Origin of the sequence: Bacillus sp. FSL K6-4563, assembly GCF_038630405.1 — a bacterium.
GTDB lineage: Bacteria > Bacillota > Bacilli > Bacillales > Bacillaceae > Bacillus > Bacillus pumilus.
The window spans coordinates 1681207-1705609 of the sequence record NZ_CP152030.1; the positions used below are offsets into that span (position 1 = coordinate 1681207).

A 24403-nucleotide genomic window follows, 5' to 3' on the forward strand; every position below is an offset into this window, starting at 1 on the left:
AAAAAGGAGCAGCGTATGGAACAAAATAAAATTGCACAGCTCATTCAGAGATATGCAGACGTCTATCTCATGATGGAAAAAAAGGTATCAAGTATGATCACGGAAAAGCTTGATAAAGAGCTGACACTTGATCAGTATTACTCACTTCGATACATCAATTTACATCCTGGATGTACGTCAACTGACCTTGCAAATGTATGCAATGTGAATAAAAGTGCGGTAACCTCCATGACCAATCGTCTTTTTACAAAAAACTATATTGTCCGTGAGCACGATAAAGCCGATCGAAGAAATGTTCACCTTTACGTCACGCCAGAGGGCAAAGATGTGGTCAGCCGAATGGAAAAGCAGCTTCAGGATCTCGTTCGATCTTATTTTGAAAAGCTGGAAGAAAAAGAAATGGAATCATTTATTCAAACATATGAAAAGATCTATCAAGTAATCATCGAAGAGGAGGCACAAAGTACTAATGAGAGCAATCATAAAGGGTAGATGGCTGATCACGATTTTATGGATCGTATTAGCGGCAGTGTTACTCATCACCGCCCCTAATATGGCGCAATTAACAAAAGAAAAAGGGCAAATTTCAGTACCAGACGGCTATCCGTCCTCATATGCAAATCAGTTATTAAAGAAAATGTCTGAAAACGGTGATACAGAAAAATCAATTGTCATTGTCTTTCAAGAAAAAAACATCGTCAAAGAAAGAGAAACATCTTTAAAAAAGGCAATGGAGATTTTAGAAAAGGACCAAGATCTACATGTCGAGGACATCACTTCTTATTTTGACGCCAATAAAGATATCAAAAAACAGATGCTTTCTAAAGATCGCACGACGCTCCTTGTTCCAGTTACATATGACTCAAACAAAATCAAAGCTTCCGATTTTAAAGAAAGAGTCAATGAAAAGCTGAAGAGCTTAAATCTAACATATGAAATGACAGGACAGCCGTTAATTGATGATGACGTGATCACAAGCTCGCAAGAAGGTCTGAAGAAAACAGAGTTCATTACGATTGGGTTTATTCTTATCGTTCTTGTCCTTGTCTTTAGATCAGCTGTGGCGCCTTTCGTTCCATTAGTCGCAGTAGCTTTGTCTTACTTGGTGAGTCAATCCATCGTGGCTTATTTAGTTAAATATCTCGACTTCCCGCTCTCGACCTTTACCCAAATTTTCATGGTCGCGATCATGTTTGGAATAGGAACGGACTACTGCATTCTACTTCTCAGCCGCTTTAAAGAAGAAATCGCACACGGTAAAGATAAAATTGAGGCAATTCTCATTACGTATAAAACAGCAGGAAAGACTGTTTTATTCAGCGGAATTGCTGTGCTCATCGGTTTTACATGTATTGGCCTGGCACAGTTTCAGCTCTATAAATCAGCTGTTGCAGTAGCAGTTGGTGTTGCTGTGCTCATTGTGGCGCTTCTCACGATTGTTCCGTTCTTTATGGCGGTTTTAGGAAAAGTGTTATTTTGGCCGATTAAAGGTGATATTGCGCATCCGCAGTCAAAAATGTGGGAAACAGCAGGACGCTTTTCATTTAAAAAACCACTTTTCAGTTTACTAATCGTAGGAGTCATTACGCTTCCTCCCATTCTCATGTATAAAGGAACGCTTTCTTATAATAGCTTAGATGAAATCGGTAATAAATATGAATCAGTCAATGCATTCAATACGATTTCCGACAAATTTGGGCCAGGAGAAGCTCTACCGGCAACGATTGTCGTGAAATCAGCTGATCTGTTAGACAACAATAAAGGGCTGATTGCTGTTGAAAAACTCAGCCGTGCAATTGAACAAACAGATGGCGTAAGTAAAGTGAGAAGTGCGACACGTCCTGTCGGTAAAGGGCTGAGTGATCTATACGTGAAATCACAAGCAAAAGAACTAAATACCGGACTTGATAAAAGTAATGAAGGCTTGAAAAAAATCCAAGATGCACTGACGACAATGAGTCAATCCATTGAGGATCAAACGCCGCAAATCAAATCATCTGGAAAAGGCATTAACAAATTGATTTCTGGTACAGAATCAGTGAAAACAGGCATTCAAAACATCGAAAAATCGTTAAGAGATTTACAAGGCGGAATCGATCAAAACAAAAACGGTGTTGCACAGATTAAAGAAAAAATTAAAGGTGCGAAAAAAGAATTAACGACTCAAGTCGCACAAGTAAATCAGCAAGTGTCGCTGTATAAAAGCATTTCCAAAGAATTAAAGGCAGCATTGGCGCAGGTGGATACGTCCTCCTCTGCCGCAGCGGATGTAAAAGCATTAATCACACAAGCAAATAAACAATTTAGTACACTTGAAAAACAAATTCCGCAAGTGAAAGAAAATCAATCGTATCAAGCCATCAAAGCTTCATATAATGAACTTTCTACGACCTTGCAAGAAGGCGCAAAACAGGCAGACAGCTATGCCAAACAAGCGAAAGAAGCTAGAAAACAGCTTGAAGCAGCGGATGCCTTTATCGCAAAAGCTAGAGAGCAGCAAAACGTTTTGACGAGTCAAATCGATGAACTCATTGCTGGCTTAGATGCAATTGAAACTGGATTGGATAAAACGTCTAAAGGTCAAGGGCAAATAGCTGATAATATGCCAAAGCTTGCAAATGGTGCCGGGCAAGTGATTGATGGTCAAAAACAAATGAAAGAAAAGATTGGCGGTTTTGGTGATGACCTGACCAAACTGACAGATGGGCTGAACAAAAGCGTCGATGGCTTAGAGAAAATTTCAAGCGGATTAATGGGTGCAGGTGACTACTTAGACGAACTGAAAAATGCACCAGATCAAGACATGGCCGGCTGGTTTATCCCAAAAGACGTGCTGAAAAACAAAGCATTTAAGCAAGTATTTGATTCATACATGTCGGATGACCGCAAGATGACAAAGATTGATGTCATTTTAGAAAAAAATCCATATGGTAATGAAGCCTTGTCGACGATCAAACAAGTAGAAGCTTCTGTCGAGCGGGCACTTCCTGAAACAAATTTAAAAGATGCATCATTTGGTGTTTCAGGTGTATCAAGTATGAATGCTGATTTAAAACAGCTGTCAGACCAAGATTTCAATAAGACGGTTCTTTACATGATGATCGGTATTTTCCTCATCCTTGTGATCCTGTTCCGTTCGCTTGTGATGCCACTGTACTTGGTAGGTTCACTTATTTTGACTTACTTTACAGCTATCGGAATGACAGAATTTATTTTCACTCATTTCTTCGGATATCCGGGCATTAACTGGGCAGTTCCATTCTTTGGATTTGTCATATTAATGGCGCTCGGAGTCGATTATTCGATTTTCTTAATGGAGAGGTTCAATGAATACAAAACAAAAGACATTCAGTTTGCGATGACCGAATCAATGAAGAATATGGGCTCTGTCATTATGTCTGCTGCTGTTATTTTGGCAGGAACATTTGCAGCCATGCTTCCTTCAGGAGTGCTGTCTCTCCTGCAGATTGCAACACTTGTTCTCACAGGACTTTTGCTGTACGCACTCGTTGTGCTACCATTGTTCGTACCTGTGATGGTGAAATTGTTCGGATCAGCGAACTGGTTCCCATTTAAACGAAAAGAATAGATATTTCAAATAGAAAGTAGGAATCCATGTGATGAGTCGTTGGGCGCTGATAACAGGTGCCAGTGGCGGGATTGGGCAGGCTGCGGCAAAAAAGCTTGCCCAGGAAGGCTGCCATGTGATACTCCATTATCACAAAAATGAACAGACAGCCGTTCAGCTTGCCGCTGAGCTGGAAGAAACATGTCATATTCAGACGCATGTCGTTCAAGCGGATTTAGCTAAAACGGGCGGAGCAGATGAGCTCGTCAGCCGTCTGCCTGTATGTCCAGATATTCTTGTATTAAATAGCGGTAAGAGTCATGTCGGATTAGTGACAGATACAGAAAAAGACGTATTAGCCAGTATGGTGCAGCTTCATGTCACAAGTCCATATGAGGTCACCCAGCACCTATTGCCAGCCATGATTCAAAAAAAAGCAGGTCATATTGTTGCGGTAAGCTCAATATGGGGAGAAACAGGTGCATCGTGTGAAGTGCTGTATAGCATGGTAAAGGGGGCGCAAAATGCGTTTATTAAAGGTCTGGCAAAAGAGCTTGCCCCAAGTGGAATTAGAGCAAATGCTGTTTCGCCAGGTGCTGTCCATACAGACATGATGAAAAGCTTCACACAAGAAGATATTGACATGCTGGAGGAAGAAATCCCGCTTGGCCGGCTTGCATCACCTGAGGAGATTGCAGATGTCATTTGGTTTCTCGCCTCAAAGCAGTCAAGTTATATGACAGGTCAAATTTTATCCGTTAATGGCGGATGGTACTGTTAAAAAACGTGTATAATTCGTCTCTCCATGACAAAAGCTATGGCTGTAATTCATCTTTTCGAATGGAGGAATCGACATGTCAGTACTTGAGAACTGGGACCATTGGAAAAACTTTTTAGGTGACCGTTTAAATCATGCGCAGGATAAAGGCTTAAAAGATGATACCATCAATAACCTTGCGTATGAAATTGGCGGATATTTAGCTAACGAAGTTGAAGCAAAGAACGAGCAAGAAAGAGTACTTGCTGACCTTTGGAGCGTTGCATCAGAAGATGAGCAGCGCGCTATTGCCAATATGATGGTCAAACTGGTTGAAAATAATAGCTCGCACTAAACAAAAAGAGGGGTCGTTTGTGCCTCTCTTTTTATTTTAACTGTTTCACAACATTGTGCTTTCTAAAAATGTGAAAATGCTTTATGATATAGGAAGGTAAAAATTTGCCACAATGAAGGGGGTAATATCATTTGGCAAAGCTCGAATGGTATTTTGAATATGAGATACAGGTAAACCGTCCCGGACTTTTAGGAGACATTTCATCTCTAATGGGGATGCTTTCAATTAATATTGTGACAATTAATGGTGTTGATGTATCAAGACGCGGAATGCTTCTGCGCTGTGACCATACAGATCAAATTAAGCGCCTTGAATCAATTTTAAATACAATGGAAACGATAAAAGTAACGAAATTAAGACAGCCAAAACTTCGTGACCGCTTAGCGGTTCGTCACGGCAGATATATTCAGCGTGATGCAGATGACAAAAAGACGTTCCGATTTGAAAGGGACGAGCTTGGTCTTCTTGTTGATTTTATGGCTGAGCTATTTAAAAAAGAAGGACATAAATTGATTGGGATTCGCGGGATGCCGCGTGTCGGAAAAACAGAATCAATTGTGGCTTCAAGTGTATGTGCCAGCAAGAGATGGCTTTTTGTATCGTCCACTCTTTTGAAACAGACGATCCGAAGCCAGCTGATTGCGGATGAATACAGCCCAGATAACGTCTTTATTATTGATGGAATTGTGTCGACGCGAAGAGGTTCTGAGAAGCACTTGCAGCTTTTAAGAGAAATTATGAGACTGCCGGCAACAAAAGTAGTTGAGCATCCAGACATCTTTATTCAAAATTCAGAATATACAATGGATGATTTCGACTATATCATTGAATTGCGTAATAGTGCAGACGAAGAGATTACATATGAGCACGCTGAAGAACCACAAGTGTTTGATCATTCTGGTTTTTCTGGCTTCGATTTTTAATATGGTAATGGTAGGTGTTTGTTTTGACTGAATTGGGAAAACGGCTCATTGAGGCCAGAGAGGAAAAAGGGATGTCGCTGGAGGATCTTCAGACGGTGACCAAAATCCAAAAGCGCTACTTGCTAGCAATCGAACAAGGAAACTATGATATTATTCCAGGTAAATTTTACGTCAGAGCGTTTATTAAACAATATGCCGAAGCCGTTGGACTAAATCCTGAACAATTGTTCGAAGAATTTCGTAAAGATGTGCCGAGCACGTATAACGATGAAGTATCTGATAAATTATCAAATATTAAGCCGCAAAGAGAGCTGCCTAAGCCTGCCTCGAAGGTGCTTGAGTTGCTGCCGACCATTTTGATTATTGGAGGCGTCCTTGTGGTCATCGCGATCATTTATGTCATCGTGCAGGCGGTCAATCATGATAGCGGACAGAAGAACAACCAGACGGCTCCTCAGCAGTCAGAATCTAAGTATGAAGTATCTGAGGATTCATCTCTTGCCAAGGATCAAAAGAAAAAAGAAAAAGCTTCGTCAGATGATCAAGAAAAATCATCTAAAAAAGATGACTCATCAAAGGATTCATCCAAAGACGATGAAACGGTCTCTTTGAAGGCAGCGAATACAGAAGGCTCAACGACAACGTATGAAGTGTCAGGCGCAGATGAGATGGAGTTAACCATTTCTGCTACAAAAGCTTCTTGGCTGCGCGTCAGAGACGAATCTGGAAAAGTGCTGAAAATGGGTGAACTAAAAGATGGTGAATCGTTTAAAACAGACCTGTCTGAGCTCTCTCAGGTCGATATCCGTCTAGGCAATGCGACTGGAATTGATATTAAGGTGAATGACGAGACACTTAAGTACGAATTAGACCCTAAGAACACCATGACACAAAACATTGTGATTGTGAATAAAGGAAAGGAAAAGTCATCTTAAGCAAGTAGATGACTTTTCTTTTGTTCCTACTATTATATATACATAAAAAAATGGCTTATTGGAGGATTGAAATTCATGTTTAACTTACCGAATAAAATAACTCTTTCTAGGATCGCCTTGATCCCTGTTTTTATGATTATTATGCTTGCACCTTTAGATTGGGGCGTTGCACGTTTTGGTCACGTCAGCATCGAAGTGACGCATCTTGTTGGAGCAATCCTGTTTATTGTTGCTTCGACAACGGACTGGATTGATGGGTACTATGCGCGTAAACTGAACTTAGTGACGAATTTTGGTAAATTTTTAGATCCGCTTGCAGATAAATTGCTTGTTTCAGCTGCTTTAATTATACTTGTTCAGTACAACCTCACGCCGGCATGGATGGCGATTGTGATCATTAGCCGTGAATTTGCTGTAACTGGTCTAAGACTTGTCCTAGCCGGAGGCGGTGAAGTGGTAGCGGCTAATATGCTTGGAAAAGTGAAAACATGGGCGCAAATCATTGCGATTTCAGCTCTTCTATTGCATAACCTGCCGTTCGAACTTGTATCATTCCCGTTTGGTGACCTTGCGATGTGGGTAGCAGTGTTCTTCACTGTTGTGTCAGGCTGGGATTACTTTGTGAAAAACTGGGAATCTTTAAAGAATGCTAACTAAAAAGGACGTGTACGCTTTGAAGTCAGAGAGAAAAGCAGAAATTATTGCAGTCGGTTCCGAACTTTTGCTAGGGCAAATTACGAATACGAATGCACAATTCATCAGCAAACAGCTAGCTGAAATTGGTGTGAATGTGTATTACCATACAGCAGTTGGTGACAATCCAGAGCGTTTAAAAAGGGCCATTCAAGTGGCGCAGGAAAGATCGAATTTTATTATCTTCTCAGGTGGTCTTGGACCAACGAAAGATGATTTAACAAAAGAAACCATCGCGAGTACACTTGGAAAAGAGCTCGTGCTAAATGAAGAAGCATTTGAATCCATTCAAGAATACTTTCGAAAGACTGGACGAGACATGTCACCGAATAACCGGAAGCAGGCACTCGTTCTAGAAGGATCTGATGTGCTCGTGAACCGGTTTGGGATGGCCCCAGGTATGTTTATTCAAGAAGACGATACGTTTTATATGCTACTTCCTGGACCACCAAGTGAACTGCATCCAATGTTTGAGAACGAGGCGAAGCCGCTGATATGTGAGAAACTGGATTTGAAGGAAAAAATCGTGTCTGTTGTTCTCCGCTTTTTCGGAATCGGTGAATCACAGCTTGAAACAGACCTAGAAGATTTAATTGATGCTCAAACCAACCCAACGATTGCACCTCTCGCATCTGACGGTGAAGTGACACTTAGGCTCACGGCTAAGCATGAGGATGAAAAAGAAACGGAGCGTCTGTTAAAAGAAACGGAAGCGAAAATTTTAGCGCGTGTAGGAGAGTACTTCTACGGGTATGGTGATACATCACTTGTCCGTGAAGCTTCCAAGGCCCTGCACGAACACGGGAAAACAGTGGCAGCGGCTGAGAGCCTGACAGGCGGAATGTTTTCTGAATGGCTGACAGACCTTGAAGGTGCATCGTCGATTTTAAGCGGCAGTATCGTTTGTTATACAAACCAAGTCAAACAGCAGGTGCTTGGCTGCCGGGAGGAAACATTGTCTTCTCATGGTGCTGTTAGCAAAGAGTGTGCTTTAGAGCTTGCTGAAGGTGCTAGAAAGCTTACGGGAAGTGATATTGGCATTAGCTTTACGGGTGTAGCGGGCCCTGATACCCATGAGGGACAGCCTGTCGGAAAAGTGTTTATCGGGCTATCTACGAAAGACCACACAGACGTGTTTGAATGGATGTTTACAGGAAGCCGGTCGGGTATTCGAAAGCGCGCTGTGAAATACGGACTGCATCACTTGCTCAATTTATTAAAAGAGAGTTAATTTTGTTTTTTGTTAGGTTTACTCCTTTATAAAAGAGTGTTTTTTCTAATAGAAATCACTCTTTTCTTAAAAATCTGCCAAGAAAAAAATCGAATATGTGTTCGTTTTTTTCTTGGCAAATGACGTGAAACAAGGTATAGTATAGATAGTGGAATTGATAAAGGAGGAAACAATAGAATGAGTGATCGTCAAGCAGCCTTAGATATGGCTCTTAAACAAATAGAAAAACAGTTTGGTAAAGGCTCTATTATGAAACTAGGAGAGCGAACAGATACACGTATTTCAACAGTACCGAGTGGTTCGTTAGCACTTGATACTGCACTAGGAATAGGTGGATATCCTCGCGGTCGTATTATTGAAGTATATGGTCCAGAGAGTTCTGGTAAAACGACAGTAGCACTTCATGCCATTGCTGAGGTTCAGCAGCAGGGAGGACAAGCTGCATTTATTGATGCAGAGCATGCGCTCGATCCAGTTTATGCTCAAAAACTAGGTGTCAATATTGATGAGTTGTTACTTTCTCAGCCTGATACAGGAGAACAAGCACTTGAAATTGCAGAAGCTCTTGTCCGCAGTGGTGCAGTTGACATTGTTGTTATTGACTCAGTAGCTGCTCTTGTGCCAAAAGCAGAGATTGAAGGAGACATGGGTGATTCACACGTTGGTCTACAAGCACGCTTGATGTCCCAAGCACTTCGTAAACTATCTGGTGCCATTAATAAATCAAAAACCATTGCCATCTTTATTAACCAAATTCGTGAAAAAGTTGGGGTCATGTTCGGTAACCCTGAAACAACGCCAGGTGGACGTGCGCTGAAGTTCTATTCATCTGTTCGTTTAGAAGTGCGCCGTGCTGAACAGCTGAAGCAGGGCAATGACATTATGGGGAATAAAACGAGAATTAAAGTAGTGAAAAACAAAGTAGCACCGCCATTCCGTATTGCAGAAGTAGACATTATGTACGGTGAAGGAATTTCAAAAGAGGGCGAAATCATCGACCTTGGAAGCGAACTAGATATCGTACAAAAGAGCGGTGCTTGGTATTCTTACCAAGAGGAACGTCTTGGACAAGGCCGCGAAAATGCGAAACAGTTCCTTAAAGAAAACAAAGATATTCTTCTCATGATTCAAGAACAAATTAGAGAGCACTACGGTTTGGATACAAACGGAGTGAAAGCAGCTGAAGAAGAAGAAGGTCAAGAGGAATTGGAAATTTAAAGACTAAAAGACGCTGAAAAGCGTCTTTTTTTTACATTTACATGACAGCTAGCAGGTCAAAAGTTCTGTCTTTGCTTGAAATAACGACTTACGCTTCAGTCTGACTAGCTTGACAAGTATTTCCGACACAATTACAATGGAAATGTATCACTTGTTTTTCTTAACATGATTGATAACTAATTTAAACTTGACAAGGGCAGTGAGGATCTCATTCCCTGTGAAGGCCCTGTATGTTGAGACACAAAACAATGTACATGCCGACACTTTATTTGTAAAACCAAGTTCATAGCAAGAGGAGGTGAAAATATGTCGCCTACGATGTTTACGATCATCTCCATTTTGCTGAGCCTAATCTGTTTAGTTGTTGGCTACTTTGTTCGTAAAACCATTGCAGAAGCAAAAATATCCGGCGCAAGAAACATGGCCGAACAAATTGTTGAGGATGCAAAGCGTGATGCGGAAGCATTGAAGAAAGAAGCGCTCTTGGAAGCGAAAGATGAAATTCATTCCTTTCGTGTAGAGGCGGAGCAAGAAGTTCGTGAAAGACGTAATGAGCTTCAAAGACAAGAAAACCGTTTACTTCAAAAAGAGGAAAATCTTGATCGCAAAGATGAATCTTTAGATAAACGGGAGTCCCTGTTGGAGAAGAGAGATCATTCTCTGAATGAACGACAACAACATATTGAAGAGATGGAAAGCAAAGTGGATGATATGATTCGTTTGCAGAAAGCCGAGTTGGAACGTATTTCAAGTTTAACTCGAGATGAAGCGAAACAAATCATTCTGGATCAAGTTGAAAATGAGCTTTCCCACGACATTGCAGTCATGACGAAAGAATCTGAAAACCGAGCGAAAGAAGAGGCTGATAAAAAGGCGAAAAACATTCTTTCACTTGCGTTACAGCGTTGTGCAGCTGATCATGTAGCTGAAACGACGGTATCTGTAGTCAATCTTCCAAATGATGAGATGAAAGGTCGTATTATCGGACGTGAAGGACGAAATATCCGTACGTTAGAAACGTTAACAGGTATTGACTTGATCATAGATGATACACCTGAAGCTGTTATCCTATCGGGCTTTGATCCGATTAGACGTGAAACAGCGAGGATAGCTCTGGACAAGCTAGTCCAGGATGGCCGCATTCATCCTGCACGAATTGAAGAAATGGTGGAAAAATCACGCCGTGAAGTCGATGATTATATCCGTGAGATGGGTGAGCAAACGACATTCGAAGTCGGAGTTCACGGTCTGCATCCGGATCTCATCAAAATTCTCGGTCGCTTAAAATTCCGTACAAGTTATGGACAAAATGTCCTGAAGCATTCAATTGAGGTTGCACATCTTGCAGGTCTCATGGCTTCAGAGCTTGGAGAAGATGCAAAGCTTGCAAAACGAGCAGGTCTTCTGCATGACATTGGAAAAGCCATTGATCATGAAGTAGAAGGAAGCCACGTAGAAATTGGCGTTGAGCTTGCGACGAAATATAAAGAGCATCCTGTTGTCATCAACAGTATTGCCTCTCACCACGGTGATCAAGAACCGACATCTATTATCGCTGTTCTTGTTGCGGCAGCAGATGCATTATCTGCAGCACGCCCTGGTGCAAGAAGTGAGACGCTTGAAAATTACATTCGGAGACTTGAGAAATTAGAAGATATCTCTGAATCTTATGAAGGTGTTGAAAAATCGTTTGCGATACAGGCTGGACGTGAAGTACGTATTATGGTGAAGCCAGATTCAATTAATGATCTTGAAGCTCACCGTCTAGCAAGGGATATTCGTAAGCGGATTGAGGACGAGCTCGATTACCCTGGTCACATTAAAGTGACGGTCATTCGAGAAACTCGCGCAGTAGAGTATGCAAAATAGAGCGGTGCGCTTAGCGCCGCTTTATTTTTTTGTGTAAATATGCAACACTGATAAGAAGTCAATTTATAAGAGAAAGGGTTCAAAGCGCATGAAAATATTATTTGTTGGAGATATTGTCGGTTCACCTGGACGAGACACACTGAAAGAATACTTACCAAAGCTAAAGAAGAAATATCAGCCTCACTTTACCATTGTCAACGGAGAAAATGCTGCTCATGGAAAAGGGATCACTGAAAAAATCTATCATGAACTGCTGCAAGCCGGAGCTGACGTGCTCACAATGGGTAACCATACTTGGGATAAAAGAGACATTTTTGATTTCATCGATGACGCTGCCAACATGGTTCGTCCGGCGAACTTCCCAGAAGGTACACCTGGTAAAGGTCTGACGTTTATAAAAAAACAAGGGAAAGAATTAGCCGTCATCAACCTGCAAGGACGTACTTTTTTACCCCCACTTGACTGCCCATTTCAAAAAGTAGACGAGTTAATTGCGGAAGCATCCAAACGTACCCCGTTTATTTTTATTGATTTTCATGGTGAAGCCACAAGTGAAAAGCTAGCGATGGGCTGGTATACAGACGGCCGTGCATCATGTGTCGTTGGAACGCATACACATGTTCAAACAGCAGATAATCGCGTTTTGCCAAAAGGAACTGCGTATATTTCAGATGTGGGAATGACAGGACCTTATGATGGCATTTTAGGTGTTGATCGGGAGACGATTATTAAACGATTCAAAACAAGTCTTCCAGTCCGTTTTGAAATTGCAGAAGGCCGCACGACATTAAGTGCAGTGATCGTAGAAATTGACGAACAGTCGAAAAAAGCTGTCAAAATTGATCGAATTTTGATAAATGATGACCATATTTTCTTTGAATAAATGTTCACATATTTATTTCAGAAAAATATTAATCAGAAAGAAGGAATATGCGCCCTCTATCGTGAATATAGTAAAAATGGTAGGTAGCCTGCTATTTTTGAAAAACATTTTGGGGATGGATTTTCAAAAAATAGCATCATCTAACAAAGATTGTTCTAATGAACACTCACTTATCCATTGTAAATTTAAGGGGGAGCAGAAATGGAAATTTTAAAAGTTTCAGCAAAGTCAAATCCGAATTCAGTAGCAGGAGCATTAGCAGGCGTTTTACGTGAACGCGGTGCAGCGGAAATACAAGCAATCGGCGCTGGAGCGCTGAATCAGGCGGTCAAGGCTGTAGCCATAGCAAGGGGATTTGTTGCACCAAGCGGAGTGGATTTGATATGCATTCCAGCCTTTACTGACATTCTTATCGATGGAGAAGAAAGAACAGCCATCAAATTGATTATTGAGCCACGATAATTCTAATTTTATTATTTTCAACCTGCTTACATCATGTAAGCAGGTTGTTTTTGTTTACCACTATACATTTCTTATATAACATATTCAGTTCATGAAATAGATAAAAATGACATATTAGAGCTTGCATTTTTTCACCATGATGATAAATTAAGATTAAGTTAAAAATACTTCATCAAAAATAAATATTTAAGTAGGTGAAATAATGGTTGAAGCTTTTTTGAAAAGAGGAAAGCTTGTTTTTATTTTATTTTTTATTGTTCTCATTGCTGGCGGCTATTTATTTACGCAGCTTCCTAAGCGAGAACTGCCAGAATTCCAAGCGAATATTGTCACAATTTCCACCGTGTTCCCAGGTGCGGATGCAAAACAGGTGGAAATTGATGTAACCAATAAGCTCGAATCAGCCATATCTGATATCAATGGTGTAGAGAAAACGAGCTCTGTTTCTGCCATTGGTTTTTCAAATATTGTGCTTGAAATTGATGATCAAGCCGACTTTCAAAAGGTGGCAAGTCAAATTAAGAACGAAACCACAAGTGCTGCATCGTCCTTTCCTGACGGAGTGATGGAGCCAGATGTAAAGGATGAGTTCGGCAACGTGCCCGTTGGTTCATACATGATTGTGTCCAGTAAGTCATCAGACTTAGCAAAAAGTCAGGAATCGCTGCGTGCGTTGAAGGAAAAGGTTGAGGACATCAAAGGGGTAGACAGTGTCGTCATCAAAGGATTCAATGACAAGCAAGCGGTATTAAACTTAGATTCAAGCAAACTGGAGGAAGAAGGGTTAAATGTAACGGATGTCACAAATGCCATCAATCAGGAGTTTGACACATCTCCACTAGGCGACATTCGGGCAGGCGGCGATAAGGTCAAGCTGTCCATCAATACCTACGACCGTTTGAATCAAGTGAAAAAGCTTGAGCTTTTCTCCAAAACGAACCGTGAACCGGTCACAATCAGTCAGCTTGGCAGCTTAAAAGAAGTAGAAAAAGAGAAAAGTGATATTGTGTCGTATAACGGAGAGCCTGCCTATTCATTTACAGTCAATATCAAACCAGGGCTTGATATCCCTAAAATGTATAACAAAGTCAGTGATGTTATTGAGAAAGAGAAAGAGCTTCCAAGTGATGTCGAGTGGGTAAACTACTATTCACAAAAAAGTGAAGTGGATGCCATTTTTAATGATTTGATAAAAGAAGCCATTGTTGCGGTCATCGCTGTTATTGTGGTCACCACACTTGGTCTCACTATTGGCGGTGCGTTTATCGTTTCACTTGCCATCCCATTATCCATCACCATCGGAACGATTCCGCTGCCATTTTTACAAGTGGACCTCAATCAGATTTCGATTATCGGCTTTATCATTGCCCTAGGAATACTTGTCGATGATGCCATTGTCGTCAACGATAATATTTTAAGGCAGATGAAAAAATATGAAAGTCCGCTGAAAGGAACGATTGCAGGTGTCAAAGAAGTGGCAGGGTCTATTTTGACATCAACACTTGCGGTTGTGTTTGCTTTCTTGCCACTTGTTTTCCTATCAGGTGCAAACGGTTCATTTATACGAGCATTACCGTCTGTCCTCGTAACGACTGTACTTGCGTCTATGGTGATTTCTCTGACACTAGTGCCAGTCTATCAATATACTGTGAACCGAAAAAGACAGAACAAGAAAATTCAAAAAGAGCCAGGATTCCTAGGCAAACCGTTAAAAAAATTAGCTGATTTTTATGCAGACCGTGTGCTGACGAACATTGTGAAGCGTCCGCTGCTTATTGGCTTAAGTGGTTTGCTTGTTGCAACGCTTGCCTTTTTATTGATTTTCGTCACACCATTTGAATTTTTCCCTGCAGCGAATAAGAAAGAAGTGGTTGTCACTGTCACACTTCCAAGTGAAACAACATTAGACAAAACAAATGAAACATTAGAGAAAATAGAACAAGAGATGAAACAGCAGAAAGGCATTGAAGAGACGGCGATCTTTGCAGGCGGCGGTGTACCGAACCTGTTTAATGAAAGTATCTCAAATGCAAGTGATCATACTGGTCAGGTTGTCGTGAGAGTAGACAATGATCAGATGACGAGTAAACAATTGATCGATCGTATGACAGAGCCATTGCGTAAGAAATTTAAAGATGCTGATATCTTTATGAAAACCATTGTTCAAGGACCTCCAACTGGTGCACCTGTGACAGTAACCATTGCGGGTGACTCTTTTGCAAAGCTCATTGATGTCAAAGAAACGCTCACAAGTGAAATGAAAGAAAAAGGAGCGAGCTTGATCACTGACGATGTCAATCAGCCGGTAAAAACGATCTCCTTTGAACTAAACCGTGACCGAATGGCAGAGGATGGCCTCAGCGCTCAGCTTGTCAGCAGACAGCTCGGTCTTGTGACAGAAGGCATGCCATTAGGCAGCTTTAAACAAGGAACAAAAGATATCGATTTAGTGGTCAAACAGGATGTAGGTACACATCAAAATGGATTAAAGCTAAAAGAAATAAAAGTGCCTGTTAATTCAAATGAAGGCGGTATGCCTTCACTCGAGCCACTTAGCCGATATGTAAAAGAAAAAGAAACAGAGCAGTACGAAAGCATTCCACATGAAAATGGAATTCCGACCATTACGCTGAAGGCGTACCCTGGCACGTCAGAGTCGTTTAAAGGCGACATGAAAGAAGTCGTCGATCAAGTAGGAAAAACAGATGCAGCGAAGGATCTAGCTATTTCTCAAGGCGGAGAAAATGAAGATCAAACCAAGTTCTTTATTGAAATTAGTCTCTTATTTGGGGTTGTCTTGCTTCTCATTTATGTGACCATCGCTTTCCAGTTCAATTCATTGATGCTTCCACTATTAGTTCTAGGAACGGTTTACTTAGCGATATCTGGAGCTGTTATCGGACTATTTGTCACACAAACGCCGTTCAGCTTTATGGCAACAATGGGAATTGTCTCATTAGCTGGTATCGTGGTCCGAAATGCGGTTGTCTTGTTCGAATTTATTGAGCAGCGGCGTAAGCAGGGATTCGATCAACAGACAGCTGTCATTGAAGCGGGAAGAGCAAGGATTAGGCCTATTTTGCTGACAGCATTTACAGCACTTGTCGCCCTTATGCCTGTAGCACTAAGTAATGATCCGCTCTTTAAACCGCTGGCCATCTGCATTGTATCGGGCGTGTTTTTCTCAACAATTTTGACATTATTAATCGTACCTGCCTTATATATTGCCGTTTCAAAAAGACGGTGAATCAAAAAGTAAATCTCCTTTTCTACGGGGATTTTCTTTTTTTTTAGAAAAATATCCAAAAAAATATGTGGAGTGTTCATTTGTATTTTTGAGGAGGACAGTGGTATTTACGACGAAAAAAAGACGTGTTAAAATCTCAGTGGGAGAAGTTTTTTAACAAAGGGGTTGTACGTCATGTGTGGAACGATGAAAGCAATTGTTAAAAAAGAAAGCGCTTACGGAGCGGTGCTGATGGAGATGTCGATTCCAGAAATCAATGATCACGAAGTATTGATTCAGGTGAAAGCCACTTCGATATGCGGAACAGACGTGCATATTTACAATTGGGATGACTGGGCAAAGGGAAGAGTGAAAGCGCCCTACATTTTTGGACATGAATTTACAGGGGAAGTTGTCAAGACGGGGAAGCGAGTCTCACGTGCAAAAGTAGGGGATTTTGTATCGGCAGAGACTCATGTTGTATGTAATCAGTGCTCTATGTGTTTAACAGGTCAACAGCACTTGTGCAATGAAACGAAAATTTTAGGGGTAGACATTGACGGATGTTTTGCTGAATATGTCAAAGTACCTGAACAAAATGTGTGGCACAATCCAGCTCAAATGCCAGTAGAGCTTGCGTCTATTCAAGAGCCGCTTGGAAATGCGGTTCATACAGTGCTTCACACACCTGTTTCAGGTAAGTCAGTGGCGATTTTTGGCTGCGGACCAATCGGTTTAATGGCGATCGCCGTCGCGAAAGCTTCCGGTGCTGTCCAAGTGTTTGCTGTCGATCAAAACGAATACAGGCTGAATCTTGCCCAGGAAATGGGAGCAGACCATATCGTGGATATTGGAAAAGATGATCCTGTTGAGATGATTAAGCAGTTCACGCGGATGGAGGGGGCAGATGTGATATGCGAGATGTCAGGACATCCAGTTGCCATTAATCAAGCACTCGAAGCTTGTGCAAATGGAGGGAAAGTCAATATACTAAGCTTGCCAGAACGACCAGTGACAATTGACATTACGAATCAAATTGTTTTTAGGGGATTAACCGTGCAAGGGATCACGGGGAGAAAAATGTTTGAGACGTGGCGTCAAGTATCTGAGCTATTAAGAACAAATACCATTGATGTCAAGCCAGTTGTCACCCATACACTACCATTTGAACAGTTCGAAAAGGGATTTGAACTCATGAGAAATGGGATGTGCGGAAAGGTCGTACTGATGATGCCATCAAATCAAAGGGGGAAGAAATGATGAAAGAATTCACGTATTTACAAGATGAACTGGAAACAATGAAGCAGCAAGGCACTCACCAAACATTGAAAGAGATTGACTCAAAACAATCATCCACTGTGACATTAAATGAACAATCTGTCATACAGCTCTCCTCAAATAACTACTTAGGCCTCACCTCACATCCAAGGCTGATGAAAGCGGCAAAAGAGGCCATTGATCAATTCGGTGCTGGTACGGGGTCGGTACGAACGATCGCTGGCACAATGACGATGCACGAACGTCTTGAAAAAAAGCTCGCTGCATTTAAAAAGACCGAGGCAGCCCTTGTATTCCAATCAGGCTTTACGACCAATCAAGGGGTCTTATCAAGTATCCTGACAAAAGATGATATTGTGATTTCAGATGAACTGAATCATGCCTCAATCATTGACGGCATTCGGTTAACAAAAGCAGATAAAAAAGTATATGGTCATTCCAATATGGAAGAGCTTGAGAAAATTTTAAAGAAATCTATGAATTACCGCGTTCGTCTCATCGTCACAGATGGTGTGTTCTCGATGGATGGAGATATTGCGCCACTTCCTGAGATTGTCAGGCTCGCAGAAGCATATGATGCATTTGTGATGGTAGACGATGCACATGCCTCGGGCGTGCTTGGTGAAAATGGCCGCGGGACAGTCAACCATTTTAAACTCGACGGCAGAGTGCACATTCAGGTTGGGACACTTAGTAAGGCTGTCGGAGTCCTTGGCGGCTATGTAGCGGGTTCAGCCGTTTTGATTGATTATTTAAAGCATAAAGCAAGACCGTTTTTATTCAGCACCTCACATCCGCCAGCTGTGACTAGAGCGTGTGAAGAAGCGATTGAAGTGCTGTTAGATGAACCGGAGCGAATCGATACACTTTGGGAAAACGCCGCCTATTTTAAAGAAAAGGTCATCAGTCTTGGGTTTCAAGTTGCACCGACAGAGACACCGATTATCCCCATCTTGATTGGAGACGAAGCCCTTACTTTTCGCTTTTCAAAGGCTTTAATAGAACGAGGCGTGTTTGCTCAAGGCATCGCCTTCCCAACTGTGGCAAAAGGAAAAGCGAGAATTAGAGCCATCATCACAGCCGAGCACACAAAAGAAGAACTAGACCGTGCACTGACGATCATCGAAGAAGAAGCAAAAAAACTAAACATACTTGATTGAGAGAGCGCAGGCTCTCTTTTTTTAATAAAGAGATTGGCTGTGACCTTCTTGATGAATAGCCATTTTTTATAGAAAGACTGTATATGAATTTATTTTCAATTCATCACAAAATAGTCTATACTGTAGGGTGGAGCTTGGTTTGAAAGGAGTACAAATTCATGAATGAAGAGCAGAGAAAAGCGAGCGGACAAGTAAGTTCATCGGACAAAAAATCCGAGAAGGACTACAGCCAGTATTTTGAAGCTGTGTACATTCCGCCTTCCTTAAAAGATGCAAAAAAACGGGGTAAAGAAGAAGTCGAATACAATCAATTTCAAATTGACGAGCGTTTTCAAGGGTTAGGAAATGGGCGCAAGTTTTATATTCGCACATATGGCTGTCAAATGAATGAGCACGACACAGAAGTGATGGCTGGTATTTTTATGACGCTTGGTTATGAACCGACAAACTCAACGGAGGATGCAAATGTCATCTTATTAAACACTTGTGCAATTCGTGAGAATGCGGAAAACAAAGTGTTTGGAGAGCTTGGTCATTTAAAAGCATTAAAGCGTGAAAAGCCAGATTTAATTTTAGGTGTCTGCGGATGTATGTCTCAAGAGGAATCTGTCGTCAACCGTATTTTGAAGAAACATCCATTTGTTGATTTGATTTTCGGTACACACAACATTCACCGCCTGCCAGAGCTGTTATCTGAATGCTATCTTTCAAAAGAAATGGTCATTGAGGTTTGGTCAAAAGAAGGCGATGTCATTGAAAACCTTCCGAGAGCCCGCCAAGGAAAAATTAAGGGCTGGGTGAATATTATGTACGGTTGTGATAAATTCTGTACATACTGTATCGTCCCTTACACGCGCGGTAAAGAAAGAAGCCGCCGTCCTGACGAAATTATTCAAGAGGTCAGACGTTTAGCGGCAGAAGGATATAAGGAAATTACCCTTCTTGGTCAAAACGTGAATGCGTACGGAAAAGATTTTGAAGACATGGAATATGGTCTTGGACACCTGATGGATGAGCTGCGAAAAATCAATATTCCACGTATCCGTTTTACAACAAGCCACCCGCGTGACTTTGACGATCACTTAATTGAAGTGCTTGCTAAGGGTGGGAACCTTCTCGATCATATTCATTTGCCAGTTCAATCAGGCAGTTCTTCTGTCTTGAAGCTTATGGCGAGAAAATATGACCGTGAGCGTTACCTTGATCTTGTGCGCAAAATCAAAGAAGCGATGCCAAATGCTTCATTAACAACGGATATTATTGTTGGGTTCCCAAATGAGACAGATGAGCAGTTTGAAGAAACACTTTCCCTCTATCGCGAGGTTGAGTTTGATGCTGCTTATACGTTCATTTACTCTCCAAGAGAAGGAACACCAGCAGCAAAAATGCAAGACAACGTGCCAATGCATGTGAAAAAAGAACGTCTGCAACGCCTGAATGCCCTCGTGAATGAAATTTCCGCAAAAAAAATGAAGGAATATGAAGGGCAGACTGTCGAAGTATTAGTAGAGGGTGAAAGTAAAAACAACCCTGAAATCCTAGCCGGATATACAAGTAAAAGCAAGCTTGTGAATTTTAAAGCACCAAAAGAAGCGATTGGCAACATCGTCAAAGTGAAAATCACACAAGCCAAAACTTGGTCTCTTGACGGAGAAATGGTTGGAGAAGCTATCGAGGTGAATTAAAATGACGCTTTATTCAAAAAAAGAGATTGTCGAGCGCGCAAGAGAGCTCGCTAAAATGATTTCTGAAACAGAAGAAGTTGATTTCTTCAAGAAAGCAGAAGCGCAAATCAATGAAAATACAAAAATTTCAACGATTATTAATCAAATTAAGGCGCTTCAAAAACAAGCTGTGAATTTAAAGCATTACGGCAAACATGAAGCCTTAAAGCAAGTCGAAGAAAAAATCGATGCCCTGCAAGAAGAACTGGATGAAATTCCAGTGATTCAAGAATTCAAAGAATCACAAGTGGAAGTCAATTCCCTGCTTCAGCTCGTAGCGCATACGATTTCTAATCAAGTAACAGATGAAATCATTCTTTCAACCGGCGGTGACCTCTTATTAGGAGAAACCGGTTCAAAAGTGAAAAACTCATCACCAAGTTGCTCCATTAAATGAGAAAACCCCGCAGATGCGGGGTTTTTTTTGTTATAGAATATATGTAATTTATATTTTGCTACTGCATCAACATTTTGTTGTTGATGCAGTAGCCCTTTATTTTTAACGTAAAGTAATAATATGAAAATGTTAGAAAGAAGCTTATTGAACGAAGGTTAATTGATTTTACAGATTAAAAGATTTGAAGCGAAACTCAACGCTTAAACCAAAAATACTTATGATAATATTAAATTCTTTCATGATATCTCCTCCTTATATAAAGAAGGACTACTATCTGTATTAAATCAAATTAAACCATTCCAATCAACCTCAATCTCTCACTCTCCAACTTTTCCAATTTTCAAGGCAAGTTTATGGGCGACCATGCATACACTGAAACAGAAATGAATTTAATTGAACATGAAGTTCAAAATCGTGACACACTAGACGAATGCCCAGCATAAGATAAAACGATCAAGAACAAGGAGGCATGACGGAATGTCTGAATACAGAGAAATTATTACAAAAGCGGTGGTTGCAAAAGGGAGGAAATTCACCCAAAGCACACACACCATTTCTCCATCGCAAAAACCAACCAGCATCCTAGGTGGTTGGATCATTAATCATAAGTATGATGCTGAAAAGGTCGGTAAAACTGTTGAGATTGAAGGAACCTTTGATATTAACGTATGGTATTCTTACGCTGATAACACAAAAACAGAAGTCGTCACAGAACGGGTGAAATATGTAGACATCATCAAACTGAGATATAAAGATAAAAATTTCCTTGATGATGAGCACGAAGTGATTGCAAAAGTGCTGCAGCAGCCGAATTGCTTAGAAGTGACCATTTCTCCAAACGGCAATAAAATTATCGTTCAAGCAGAGCGGGAGTTCATTGCTGAAGTGGTAGGAGAAACAAAAATTGTTGTAGAGGTCAATTCAAGCTGGAAAGAAAAAGATGATCATGAGTGGGAAGAAGAGGTGGATGAGGAGTTAGAGGATATTCATCCAGAATTCCTAGCGGGTGATCCAGAAGAGTAATTGATGACTAGGGCGCATATCCCCCTAGTTTTTTTGTGTCCTATCTAGGAGAAAAAAGGTGATTTTTTATGCTATAATGAAAGATGGTATGAATTCGAATGTAATATAGTGAGGGATTAGAAATATGGCAAGTTATACGCCCATGATACAGCAATATTTAAAAATCAAGGCAGAGTATCAAGATGCCTTTTTATTTTTTCGCTTAGGCGATTTTTATGAAATGTTTTTTGATGACGCAAAAGAAGCGTCACAAGAATTAGAAATCACGCTAACAAGCAGAGATGGCGGGACCATACCAATGTGCGGTGTTCCTTATCATTCTGCTTCTGCATACATAGAACAATTGATTTCAAAAGGCTACAAGGTCGCGATTTGTGAGCAGGTGGAAGATCCTAAAACGGCAAAAGGTGTGGTTAAAAGAGAAGTCGTTCAACTCATTACACCAGGTACGGTGATGGATGGTAAAGGCTTAAGTGAAAATGAAAACAACTTCATTGCCTCTGTGACAAAATTTGAAAGTGGATATGGACTTGCACTTTCCGATTTATCTACTGGTGAAAACATGGCGGCTTTCATTGATCGATTAGATGAAGTCGTGTCTGAAATTTATTCTGTCGGTGCAAAAGAAATTGTGGTGTCAAAGCAGCTGGATGAGGAAACAGTCAAGACCTTAAAGGATCGGTGCCAAGCGACCATTTCATACGAAGATAGTGATGAATTGATCGATGAAGCTGAGCGACTCGTGTCCCGCTTGAGCGAGCAACTAAGATCGGCCTTTTTGACATTATATGCCTATTTAAGAAGAACGCAAAAAAGAAGTCTCGATCACCTTCAGCAAGTTCAAGTGTTTGAGCTCAAACAAACAATGAAAATTGATCTTTACTCAAAACGAAATCTTGAATTAACAGAGACGATCCGCTCAAAAAGCAAGAAGGGCTCTTTGTTATGGCTGTTAGATGAAACAAAAACAGCAATGGGTGGAAGGCTGCTCAAGCAATGGATCGACCGGCCGTTAATTCGGCTTTCGCACATTAAAGAACGTCAGGAAATGGTGCAAATTCTCATGGACCATCTCTTTGAACGAGAGGATCTGCGTGAACGGTTAAAGCAAGTATATGATCTCGAACGTTTAGCGGGCCGCGTCGCATTTGGCAACGTAAATGCCCGTGATCTCATTCAGTTAAAGGAATCCTTAAAACAAGTACCAGCCATTAAAGAGCTTGTGCACTCACTGCCAGAGGAAATGGCAAAATCAAGAGCGAATGAGATTGATCCTTGTGGCGACTTGCTTAATTTATTAGAAGATGCACTTTATGAAAATCCGCCGATGACGATAAAAGAAGGCAATTTGATTAAAGATGGCTACAATGCAAAATTAGATGAATACCGTGATGCCAGCCGAAACGGAAAGGACTGGATTGCACGTCTTGAACAGCAGGAAAGGGAATATACCGGCATTCGCTCCTTAAAAGTCGGGTTTAATAAAGTGTTTGGTTATTATATCGAGGTGACACGCGCAAATACACATCTGCTGGAGGAAGGCCGTTATGAAAGAAAACAAACGCTTGCCAATGCAGAGCGGTATATCACACCTGAATTAAAAGAAAAAGAAGCACTGATACTTGAAGCAGAATCAAATATTAACGAATTGGAATATGAACTATTCGCAGCTCTCAGAGAACAAGTGAAAGTCTATATTCCGAGATTACAGCTGCTCGCAAAACAAATGAGTGAGCTGGATGCGCTTCAATGCTTTGCGACTGTCAGTGAAAAACGCCGTTATATCCGTCCGGAATTCTCAGAGGATGAGGTGGATGTCATAGATGGTCGTCACCCAGTCGTTGAAAAAGTGATGGATCACCAGGAGTATGTACCAAATGACTGCCATATGGGAAATGGCCGGCAAACCTTACTCATTACTGGACCGAATATGTCAGGGAAAAGTACGTATATGAGACAAATGGCGCTTATCTCCATTCTTGCGCAAATTGGCTGCTTTGTGCCAGCATCGAAGGCAACTCTTCCGATCTTTGACCAAATCTTTACACGCATTGGGGCGGCAGATGATTTGATTTCTGGTCAGAGTACTTTTATGGTAGAGATGCTCGAAGCAAAAAATGCAATGGTGCATGCAACGAAAAACAGCTTGATTTTATTTGATGAAATTGGACGCGGGACAAGCACCTATGATGGAATGGCTCTTGCGCAGGCGATCATTGAATTTGTTCACGATCATATTGGTGCCAAAACGCTTTTTTCCACACATTATCACGAGCTGACAGTTCTTGAATCTCAATTAAGCGAGCTGAAAAATGTTCATGTACGTGCTGAAGAGCATGAAGGCACGGTCGTTTTCTTACATCAAATCAAAGAGGGTGCAGCTGATAAAAGCTATGGTATTCATGTAGCGCAGCTTGCTGAATTGCCTGATGCGATCATCGATAGGGCCCAGACCATTTTGACGGAGCTTGAGAGCGGATCACATGAAGTGACTCCGCACGTATCTGCAGCTCCAAAAACAGAAAAGGCTGAGGAAAAGCAGCAGCTTTCTTTCTTTGAAGTAGAAGAAAAACCGCAAACCAAACCAGTTCTAAAACAGAAAGATCAAGCGGTGATCGAGGAATTAAAGTCATTCAATCTAATGGATATGACTCCGCTCGAAGCGATGACTAAGCTATATGAATTGCAAAAGAAATTATAA

General features: G+C 41.2%; 19 protein-coding genes. All 19 read left to right on the forward strand.

Annotated features, from left to right (window positions below; genetic code table 11):
* Window positions 1-15: 15 nt before the first annotated feature.
* The 19 genes from MHH54_RS08340 (at window position 16) to mutS (ending at window position 24403) form a co-directional block, all read left to right on the forward strand.
* Window positions 16-492: a MarR family transcriptional regulator gene (locus MHH54_RS08340; protein WP_003212512.1), complete on the forward strand. Its 477-nt coding sequence runs from the start codon at window positions 16-18 to the stop codon at window positions 490-492.
* Window positions 470-3589, forward strand: coding sequence for an MMPL family transporter (locus MHH54_RS08345; RefSeq protein ID WP_342500853.1), 3120 nt, complete (start codon window positions 470-472; stop codon window positions 3587-3589). The genes MHH54_RS08340 and MHH54_RS08345 overlap by 23 nt, the downstream gene beginning before the upstream one ends.
* A gap of 31 nt (window positions 3590-3620) precedes the next feature.
* Window positions 3621-4349, forward strand: a complete 729-nt coding sequence (locus MHH54_RS08350; protein WP_003212491.1) for an SDR family oxidoreductase — start codon at window positions 3621-3623, stop codon at window positions 4347-4349.
* Window positions 4350-4422: 73 nt separating this feature from the next.
* Window positions 4423-4680, forward strand: a complete 258-nt coding sequence (locus MHH54_RS08355; protein ID WP_003211590.1) for a DUF3243 domain-containing protein — start codon at window positions 4423-4425, stop codon at window positions 4678-4680.
* 131 nt (window positions 4681-4811) lie between these two features.
* Window positions 4812-5603 carry a DUF3388 domain-containing protein gene (locus MHH54_RS08360; protein ID WP_003211480.1) on the forward strand — a complete coding sequence of 264 codons (792 nt, stop codon included), beginning with the start codon at window positions 4812-4814 and terminating at the stop codon, window positions 5601-5603.
* Window positions 5604-5626: 23 nt separating this feature from the next.
* Complete coding sequence (locus MHH54_RS08365) at window positions 5627-6538, forward strand: helix-turn-helix domain-containing protein (RefSeq protein ID WP_003212257.1); 912 nt, start codon at window positions 5627-5629, stop codon at window positions 6536-6538.
* A gap of 75 nt (window positions 6539-6613) precedes the next feature.
* Window positions 6614-7195, forward strand: coding sequence for a CDP-diacylglycerol--glycerol-3-phosphate 3-phosphatidyltransferase (gene pgsA, locus MHH54_RS08370; protein WP_044141864.1), 582 nt, complete (start codon window positions 6614-6616; stop codon window positions 7193-7195).
* Between the two features lie 16 nt (window positions 7196-7211).
* On the forward strand, window positions 7212-8462 hold the full coding sequence (locus MHH54_RS08375; RefSeq protein ID WP_226805207.1) for a competence/damage-inducible protein A: 1251 nt from the start codon (window positions 7212-7214) through the stop codon (window positions 8460-8462).
* Between the two features lie 177 nt (window positions 8463-8639).
* Window positions 8640-9680, forward strand: a complete 1041-nt coding sequence (recA, locus tag MHH54_RS08380) for a recombinase RecA (RefSeq protein WP_003211102.1) — start codon at window positions 8640-8642, stop codon at window positions 9678-9680.
* Window positions 9681-9986: 306 nt separating this feature from the next.
* Window positions 9987-11549 (forward strand): ribonuclease Y, encoded by a 1563-nt coding sequence (gene rny / locus MHH54_RS08385; RefSeq protein ID WP_003211958.1) that lies wholly within the window; start codon window positions 9987-9989, stop codon window positions 11547-11549.
* An 88-nt stretch (window positions 11550-11637) separates the two neighbouring features.
* On the forward strand, window positions 11638-12432 hold the full coding sequence (locus tag MHH54_RS08390) for a TIGR00282 family metallophosphoesterase (RefSeq protein WP_003212177.1): 795 nt from the start codon (window positions 11638-11640) through the stop codon (window positions 12430-12432).
* 201 nt (window positions 12433-12633) lie between these two features.
* Complete coding sequence (spoVS, locus tag MHH54_RS08395; RefSeq protein ID WP_029281188.1) at window positions 12634-12894, forward strand: stage V sporulation protein SpoVS; 261 nt, start codon at window positions 12634-12636, stop codon at window positions 12892-12894.
* A gap of 202 nt (window positions 12895-13096) precedes the next feature.
* On the forward strand, window positions 13097-16141 hold the full coding sequence (locus MHH54_RS08400; RefSeq protein ID WP_342500854.1) for an efflux RND transporter permease subunit: 3045 nt from the start codon (window positions 13097-13099) through the stop codon (window positions 16139-16141).
* A gap of 174 nt (window positions 16142-16315) precedes the next feature.
* Window positions 16316-17380, forward strand: a complete 1065-nt coding sequence (gene tdh / locus MHH54_RS08405; protein WP_342500855.1) for an L-threonine 3-dehydrogenase — start codon at window positions 16316-16318, stop codon at window positions 17378-17380.
* Window positions 17377-18558, forward strand: a complete 1182-nt coding sequence (locus MHH54_RS08410; RefSeq protein WP_342500856.1) for a glycine C-acetyltransferase — start codon at window positions 17377-17379, stop codon at window positions 18556-18558. Before tdh ends, MHH54_RS08410 begins: the two co-directional genes overlap by 4 nt.
* 158 nt (window positions 18559-18716) lie before the next feature.
* The gene (gene miaB, locus MHH54_RS08415) at window positions 18717-20243 is read left to right on the forward strand and encodes a tRNA (N6-isopentenyl adenosine(37)-C2)-methylthiotransferase MiaB (protein WP_342500857.1); all 1527 of its coding nucleotides are present in this window, start codon (window positions 18717-18719) and stop codon (window positions 20241-20243) included.
* Between the two features lies 1 nt (window position 20244).
* Window positions 20245-20679, forward strand: a complete 435-nt coding sequence (locus tag MHH54_RS08420) for a RicAFT regulatory complex protein RicA family protein (RefSeq protein WP_003211238.1) — start codon at window positions 20245-20247, stop codon at window positions 20677-20679.
* Between the two features lie 477 nt (window positions 20680-21156).
* Window positions 21157-21702 carry an outer spore coat protein CotE gene (cotE, locus tag MHH54_RS08425; RefSeq protein WP_003212450.1) on the forward strand — a complete coding sequence of 182 codons (546 nt, stop codon included), beginning with the start codon at window positions 21157-21159 and terminating at the stop codon, window positions 21700-21702.
* A gap of 124 nt (window positions 21703-21826) precedes the next feature.
* Entirely contained in the window at window positions 21827-24403 is a 2577-nt protein-coding gene (mutS, locus tag MHH54_RS08430; RefSeq protein ID WP_342500858.1) for a DNA mismatch repair protein MutS, read from the forward strand.